Origin of the sequence: Microbacterium sp. ISL-103, assembly GCF_018613995.1 — a bacterium.
Lineage (GTDB): Bacteria > Actinomycetota > Actinomycetes > Actinomycetales > Microbacteriaceae > Microbacterium.
Window position 1 is genome coordinate 1 of sequence record NZ_JAGGPD010000096.1, and the last position, 7,558, is coordinate 7,558.

At 67.6% G+C, this 7,558-nt stretch carries 7 protein-coding genes; all 7 read right to left on the minus strand.

Annotated features, from left to right (window positions below; genetic code table 11):
• Window positions 1–328, minus strand: a 328-nt coding sequence (locus J7E68_RS04275) for an FtsW/RodA/SpoVE family cell cycle protein (protein WP_251048628.1), incomplete at its 3' end; no start/stop codon positions are given.
• A gap of 82 nt (window positions 329–410) precedes the next feature.
• On the minus strand, window positions 411–1,949 hold the full coding sequence (gene murD / locus J7E68_RS04280; protein ID WP_215170169.1) for a UDP-N-acetylmuramoyl-L-alanine--D-glutamate ligase: 1,539 nt from the start codon (window positions 1,947–1,949) through the stop codon (window positions 411–413).
• Window positions 1,939–3,051 carry a phospho-N-acetylmuramoyl-pentapeptide-transferase gene (gene mraY, locus J7E68_RS04285; protein WP_215170170.1) on the minus strand — a complete coding sequence of 371 codons (1,113 nt, stop codon included), beginning with the start codon at window positions 3,049–3,051 and terminating at the stop codon, window positions 1,939–1,941. The genes murD and mraY overlap by 11 nt, the downstream gene beginning before the upstream one ends.
• Window positions 3,048–4,400 carry a UDP-N-acetylmuramoyl-tripeptide--D-alanyl-D-alanine ligase gene (murF, locus tag J7E68_RS04290; protein ID WP_215170171.1) on the minus strand — a complete coding sequence of 451 codons (1,353 nt, stop codon included), beginning with the start codon at window positions 4,398–4,400 and terminating at the stop codon, window positions 3,048–3,050. Before murF ends, mraY begins: the two co-directional genes overlap by 4 nt.
• 28 nt (window positions 4,401–4,428) lie before the next feature.
• Window positions 4,429–6,210, minus strand: a complete 1,782-nt coding sequence (locus J7E68_RS04295) for a penicillin-binding protein 2 (protein WP_215170172.1) — start codon at window positions 6,208–6,210, stop codon at window positions 4,429–4,431.
• Window positions 6,211–6,247: 37 nt separating this feature from the next.
• Window positions 6,248–6,811, minus strand: coding sequence for a hypothetical protein (locus J7E68_RS04300; protein ID WP_215170173.1), 564 nt, complete (start codon window positions 6,809–6,811; stop codon window positions 6,248–6,250).
• Window positions 6,808–7,558 (minus strand): 16S rRNA (cytosine(1402)-N(4))-methyltransferase RsmH (gene rsmH / locus J7E68_RS04305; protein WP_215170174.1); only part of this gene is annotated, 751 nt, incomplete at its 5' end. The genes J7E68_RS04300 and rsmH, both read right to left, overlap by 4 nt.

Below are 7,558 nucleotides of genomic sequence, written 5' to 3' on the forward strand. Positions count from 1 at the left end.
TCAGCTTGGGGAACTCGGACGGCTGCAGGTGGAACACGGCCACCAAGGTCCAGTTCCGGTTTCCGCCGTCCGCGACGCCGAGAGGTGTGAAGACCAGCAGCTGGAGGGCGATCGCGGCGAACAGCGCGGGCCAGGCCATGCGCTTGAGGAAGGGAATGGGCAGGCGCGAGATCAAGAACATGAGCGGCACGCCGAGAACGGCGAAGACGCCCTGACGCAGCGCGCCGTCCATCGGGTTCTTCCCGGACGACACCGCCGTCGCGCTGGTGGCTGAGAGCACCATGACGAGCCCGAAGATCGTCAGCATAAGCGCGGCCGACGCGATCATCAGGAACTCCGTGGAGACCGGAGTGAAACGTCGCCCGAGGGAGACCCTCGCGGCCAGGCCGCCGGACGTGTTCCCGCCGGAATCAGACCGTGGGGGGCGTGCGACCTGAGTCATCGGTGCTCCCCCGGTCTATCCAGTCCCGCACCGCCTCGGCGAAGCGGTGTCCGCGATCCGCGTAGCTCGAGAACTGGTCGAAGGATGCCGCCGCCGGGGCCAGCAGAACCGTGCCCTCGCCGTCGACGATCCCTGCGGCGATCTCCACCACACGATTCATGACCTGATCAGTCTCGCCAGCATCCACCTCGAACACCGGGACCGTCGGCGCGTGTCGCTGGAATGCCGCGACGACCGAGGCCCGTTCGACTCCGATGACGACCGCCGCGCGGGCGGCCTTGCCGGCTGTGGATACGAGGTCTGCGATGTCGACGCCCTTCAGGTCGCCGCCGACCACCCACACCGCGCCAGGGAAGGCTCGCAGCGATGAGGCTGCGGCGTGGGGGTTGGTCGCCTTCGAGTCATCGACCCAGGTGATGCCCGCGTGGCGCGCCACGACCTGGATGCGGTGCTCGTCGAGACGGAACGCCTGCAGAGCGGCGTGGATCGCCTCGGGCTCGACGCCGAGCGATCGCGCGAGCGCACTGGCGGCCAGGATGTTCTGCACGATGTGGGGCGCCGCGAGCCCGACGCGCTCGAGATCTGCGACGGTCGTGAGTTCGAGAGCGCTGCGAGCCCGGTCGTCCAGGAAGGCGCGATCGACCAGCAGTCCCTCCACGACTCCGACGTCGCTCGGTCCGGGAATGCCGAGGTCGAAGCCGATGGCGCGCGCGCCCTCGACGACTTCGGCGTCTTCGACCATGAGCCTCGTGGCCTCGTCGGCCTTGTTGTAGACGCAGGCGACACGGGTGTTCCGGTAGACGACCGCCTTGGCGTCGCGGTAGGCCTCGGCGCTGCCGTGCCAGACGAGATGGTCGTCCGCGAGGTTCAGGCAGACGGACGCGTGCGGATACAGCCGGCCTTCCTCGCGCGACCGGCCGAGGTACCAGAGCTGGTGGCTGGAGAGTTCTACGACGAGGACGTCGAAACCTGCGGGGTCCCGCACGGCGTCGAGCACCGGGATGCCGATGTTGCCGCACGGTGCGGCACGCAGCCCTCCCTCGACGAGCAGAGACGCCGTGAGCTGCGTGGTCGTGGTCTTGCCATTCGTGCCGGTGATCAGCACCCAGTCCGCGGGGGTTCCGTCTTCCCGCGTCACCTTGTCGCGCACACGCCAGGCGAGCTCGATGTCGCCCCAGAGGGCGATCTCGGAGTCCTGCGCCCAGCGGATCACCGGATGAACCGGCGAGAAGCCGGGAGAGGCGATGATCACTTCCGGCGCGAAGTCGATCAGCGGGGCCGGGACCTGAGCGAGAGACCCGAGCTCGAGGCGGGCTCCGATCACGGGCAGCAGGGTGGCGTACTCCTCGTCGGCGGACTCGCTGAGCACGAGCACCTCGGCTCCGAGTTCGGTGAGCGTGTCTGCCACCGAGAATCCGGTCATCGACAGCCCCAGCACGGCGACGCGCAGCCCTGACCAGTCGGCGTTCCAACTCGTCAGCGAGGCGAGGCGGGACTCACTCGACACGGGTCAGCCATTCGACGTAGAACAGTCCGACGGCCGACACGGCGAGGAGTCCGGCGATGATCCACATACGCACGACGATCGTCACCTCTGACCATCCGCGCATCTCGAGATGGTGATGGAACGGACTCATCAGGAACAGCCGCTTGCCCCGGGTGACCTTGAAGTACGCCCGTTGCAGGATGACGGATCCGGATGCCAGGACGAAGACACCGGCGATCACGAAGAGCAGCAGCTCCGTGCGCGTCAGGATCGCCATGGCGGTGATGACGCCACCGATCGCCATCGACCCGACGTCGCCCATGAAGACCTTGGCCTTGGGCGCGTTCCACCAGAGGAATCCGATCAGGCTGGACGCGAACGACGCGGCGATGATCGCGAGGCTGAAGGGGTCTCTCACCTCGTAGCATCCGCCGAGCGCCGCGTTCTCGACGCCTTCGCCGACGCAGGACTGCTTGAACTGCCAGAACGCGATCAGGCTGTATGCGCCGACGACGATCACGCCGGCCCCGGCCGCGAGGCCGTCGAGCCCGTCGGTGAGGTTGACGCTGTTCGACGTCGCGACGCCGATGACCGAGATCCACAGGAGATAGAGAGCCCAGCCCACGATCGCGGTGAAGGCGAAGAGGTTGAGCCAGGGGATGTCGCGGAACAGCGAGATCGATCCCGACGCGGGGGTCTGATCGAAGGAGTTGGGGAAGTTCAGGGCGACGATGCCGAACGGGATGATGACCACCAGCTGGCCGATGATCTTGCGCCACCCCGAGAGGCCGAGACTGCGCTGGCTGCGCACCTTCATGTAGTCGTCGATGAAGCCGACGACGCCGAACCCGACCATGAGCCAGATGACCAGCATGGCCGAGAGTGCGGGGGTTCCGCCACCGACGTACGTGCCGGTGAAGTATCCGACCATCGTGCCGACGATGAAGATGACGCCACCCATGGTGGGGGTGCCTCGCTTCGCCTCGTGGCTCGGATTCTCGATCGCCTCGGGGGTGCGGATGACCTGCCCCCAGCCCCACTTCCGGAAGAGCCGGAGGAAGACGGGAGTCAGGAAGAGAGTGAAGGCGAGCGATATCGCAGCCGCCATGATGAGAGACCTCACGAGAACAATTCTCCCAGACGATCGCCGAGATGCCGCAGGCCCACGGAATTGGANNCCTGGTCGGCGAAGAAGACCGCTTCGCTGTCCCACGACCCCTCGCCGATGGCGGAGATGAAGAGGCGCCGTGCTTCGGGACCCACCACGACGATGCGCTGGATGTTCAGTCGCACGGCGAGCAGACCGATCCGGTCGTGCTCCTCCCCGGCGGTCTCGCCCAGCTCGCTCATCGCTCCGAGGACGGCGACCGTGCGCTCCCCCGGGCCGGTGATCTGCGCCAGGGTGCGCAGCGCTGCCGCCATCGAATCCGGGCTCGCGTTGTACGCGTCGTTGATGATGCGCACGCGATCATTGCCGAGAGGCTGCATGCGCCAGCGCTCGGCGATCTCGACGGTCTCGAGGCGAGCGATCGCATCGGCCGTCGACACACCGAGCACGCCCGCCGCGGCGATCGCCGCGAGAGCGTTGCCGACGTGATGCGCACCGAGAACCTGCAGCCGCAGCGGAAGCCGCTCTCCGGCCGATTCGATGACGCAGGACGTGCCGGATGCCGTGACCTCGACCTCGTGCGCCCTGACGTCGGCCGCGTCGCTCTGGCCGAAGCCGACCACGCGCATTCCCCGCGACTCGGCCAGCTCGCGCATGGCGGCGACGCGGGAATCGTCGATGTTGAGCACTGCGGTTCCCGAGGGGATCGCCGCCGAGACCAGCTCGGACTTCGCCTTGGCCGTGGCCTCGATGCCGCCGAAGCCGCCGGCGTGGGCCATGCCGACCATCAGCACGACCGCGACATCGGGCTCGACGAGCCCTGCGAGGCGGGCGATGCTCCCCGGTGCATCGGCACCGAACTCGCTGACGAGGAAGCGGGTGCCGTGCGTGACCCCCAGCATCGTCACCGGTGCACCGACCTCGTTGTTGTACGAGGCGATGGGTGCGACGGTCTCGCCCTCGTCGGCGAGGATGCGGGCCAGGAAGTTCTTCGTCGTCGTCTTGCCGTTGGACCCGGTGATGCCGACGATCTTGAGGTCTCCGGCGGCACGGACGCGGGCGACGACCTCGCGGGCGAGATCGGCGAGGGCGACGATCACATCCGGGACGACGATCTGCGTGATCTCGTCGTCGACCGTGTGCTCCACGATCGCCAGCACCGCTCCGTTGCCGAGAGCGGAGCCGACGAAGCGATGCCCGTCCGTCTCGGCGCCGGGCTTCGCGACGAAGATCGACCCAGGCGACATGGTGCGCGAATCGGTGTCGACCACGCCGTAGACGACGGTGTCCGCGGTCGCGGAACCGGCGAGGCGGAGATCACCCCCGACGACGGTGGCGATCTCGGCAAGCGACAGGGCGATCATGACGTCTCCAGGCGCGGCGGGGCGCCGACTATTCGAACTTGGGAAGCAGTGCGTCCATCGGAGTCGAGGACGGCATCACGCGGTAGGTCTTCATGGTCTGGGTCATCGCCTTCTGGAAGGCGGAGGCGGTAGCAGCAGACGATGTAACTCTAGTCGGCTCGTCGAGAGTGACCACGACGACGTACTGAGGATCGTCGACCGGCGCGAAGCCCACCATGCTCGTGTAGTACACGCCGGATTTGTATCCGCCCTTGCCGTCAGGGATCTGCGCGGTACCTGTCTTGCTGGTGACGCGGTAGCCGGGAACCTGGATGCGATCGGCGTTGCCGCCCTGTACGGCGACGTTCTCGAGCATCCTGGTCAGGTCGGCTGCGGTCCCGGATTCGATGATCTGCTCGTGCTTCGGTGCGTCCGGCGTGACGACGGTTCCGTCGGGCGTCGTGCAGGACTCGATCAGGGAGAGCCCGATCTTCTCGCCGCCGTTCGCTATCGCCTGATACGCGCCGGCGAGCTGCGGAGCGGTGACGGTGAAGTACTGGCCGAAGGTCGTCGTGTAGAGCGACTGGTTGTCCCAGTCCTTCGTCGGGTGCAGCAACCCGCCTGCCTCATCGGGGAACTGGATGGTCGACTCGCCGACGCCGAAGCGCTGCAGGTAGTCGTATCGCACATCGGGGCTCACCATGGTCCCGAACTTCGACAGCGCGACGTTCGAGGAGTCGATCAGCGCACCGGCGAGGGTGTAGTTGAAGGTGGGGTGCACGAACGCATCGTTGATCACAGCCCCGTTGGGGAACTTCTCGTGAGAGGAGGCCTGGACGGTGGGGCTCGTCATCGTCACGCCCGCGTTCTCCATGATCGCTGCCGCGGTCACCGGCTTGAACGTCGAGCCCGGCTCGAACGGGTAGGTGAAGAGCTTGCTGCCCCAGGTGTCGGATGACGAGGCCTCGAGGTCGTTGGGGTCCATGGTCGGCCACTCGGCCGCGGCGCGGATCTTGCCCGTGCCGACCTCGACGACCGTGACGGTGCCGCCCTTGGCGCCCTGCAGCTGGGCTTCTTCGGCGATCATCTGCTGCATGTACCACTGCAGGTCGCTGTTGACGGTCAGCTGCACGGTGCCGCCGTCGACGGCAGCGACCCTGCTCTCGCTGCCCGGGATGATGACGCCGTTCTTGCCCGTGCGATACGACTCCTCGCCGTTCGTCGGAGCGAGGCACTGGGCATCCATCTTCTCGACGCCCGCCTGGGCATCACCGGCGCCGTTGATGAAGCCGACGAGGTTGCCGGCCACGGCACCGTTCGGGTACACGCGAACCTCTCGCGGCTTCATCGTGAGGTACGACGAGACTTTCAGGTCTCGCAGCTCGATGTACTTCTCGGTACTCAGACCCTTGACGAGCGGGAGGTACTGCGAGTCGGGGTTCTCGGCCAGCGCCGCGGCGACATCGGCCCGCAGCTTGTCGGCATCGAGTCCCATGATCTCCGCGATGCGAGTGGACGCCTCGGCCCACGGGAGCTTCGGCGGGTTCTTCTCGTCCTCTTCCAGCAGGCGGATCACCTGCGGGCTGAGCTGCGCGTCGTAGACCATCACGCTCTCGGCGAGCACGGCCCCGTCTGCGTCGACGATCGATCCGCGCTGTCCGGGGATCTCCGTGCCGTGCGCGATGTACTCCAGCGACTGAGCCACGTGCTCGTCGGCCTTCACCACCTGGATGTCGATGAGACGCACCACGAACGCGCCCAGGATCGCCAGGATGACCGCCAGCGCGACGACCGTGCGTCGCCGGGGTGTCCGGGTGGCTCGTGTCGTCATGGGCTCTCTCCGTCAGATCGTGATGTTCGGGCGTCTGCTATCGGGTGCTCGGGCTGGGAAGCCCGTCCGTGATGGCCGGCGGCAGTTCCTGGGTCGGATGCTCGGGGGCGGCGTCGTCTGCGGTCGAGGCGTTGACGGGAACGTCGTTGAGCAGGGCGTTGCTCACTGCACCGGCCCCGTTCGGATCGACGGTGGATGCCCCGCTGGCGCCCGACCCGGCGCCGAAGATCGCGCCGTCGCTCAACCTGATGTACGACGGCGATCCTGCGACGACCATGCCGAGGTCGGCGGCTCCGCTCGCGAGTGACTGCGGCGAGCTGAGACCGGTGAGATCCTCCTGCAGCGCGTCGGTGCGGAGATCCAGCTCGTGCTGCTGCGTCGAGAGACCGGCGAGCACGAACGAGTCCTGCGTGATCGCCAGCGACAGCCCGATCTGCGCGGCTCCGATGGCCATCGCGCCGGCGACGGCGACGAGGGCGTAGGCCAGCTTCGGCTTGCGGCGGGGCGGTGTGCTCGTGACCGGCTGCAGCCGCCGGCGGGGCTCGCGCGCCGGGGCCTCAGGCAGCGCCCGCGGTGCTGGTGCGACGACGTTCAGGCTCATGCGCTCTCCCGTAGCTTCTCTGCGGCGCGAAGGCGCACCGGGATCGCCCGTGGATTGCGCGCACGCTCCTCGTCGCCGGCGAGTTCTGCACCCTTGGTGACGATGCGGAAGCGCGGCGCGTGCTCGGGGAGCTCGACCGGGAGTCCCCGGGGGGCCGTGGATGCGGCACCGGCGGCGAACGCCTGCTTGACGAGGCGGTCTTCGAGGGACTGGTACGACATCACGACGATTCGACCGCCGACCGTGAGAGCGTCCATCGCGGCCGGGATGGCATCGGCGAGCACGCTCAACTCGGTGTTCACTTCGATGCGCAGCGCCTGGAAGACCCGTTTGGCCGGGTGCCCGGCTCGCTGAGCGGCTGCGGGCGTGGCGGCGATCAGGATCTCGACGAGTTCGCCCGACCGCGTGATCGGCTGCTTCTCGCGGGCGGCGATGATAAACCGCGCGTAGCGCCCTGCGAGCTTCTCCTCGCCGTACCGCTCGAAGATACGGCGCAGGTTCCCCTCGCTGTAGGTCGCGATGACCTCGGCGGCGGTGACGCCCTTCGACTGAGCCATTCGCATATCCAGCGGGGCATCCTTGGAGTACGCGAATCCGCGTTCGGCTTCATCGAGCTGCAGCGACGAGACACCGAGATCGAAGAGGATGCCGGCCGCACCCTGCGCGTGCAGACCGAGCTCGTCGGAGACCGTGTGCACGAGCGTGATGCGGTCTTTGAACCGTGCGATCCGCGCGCCCGCGCTGCGC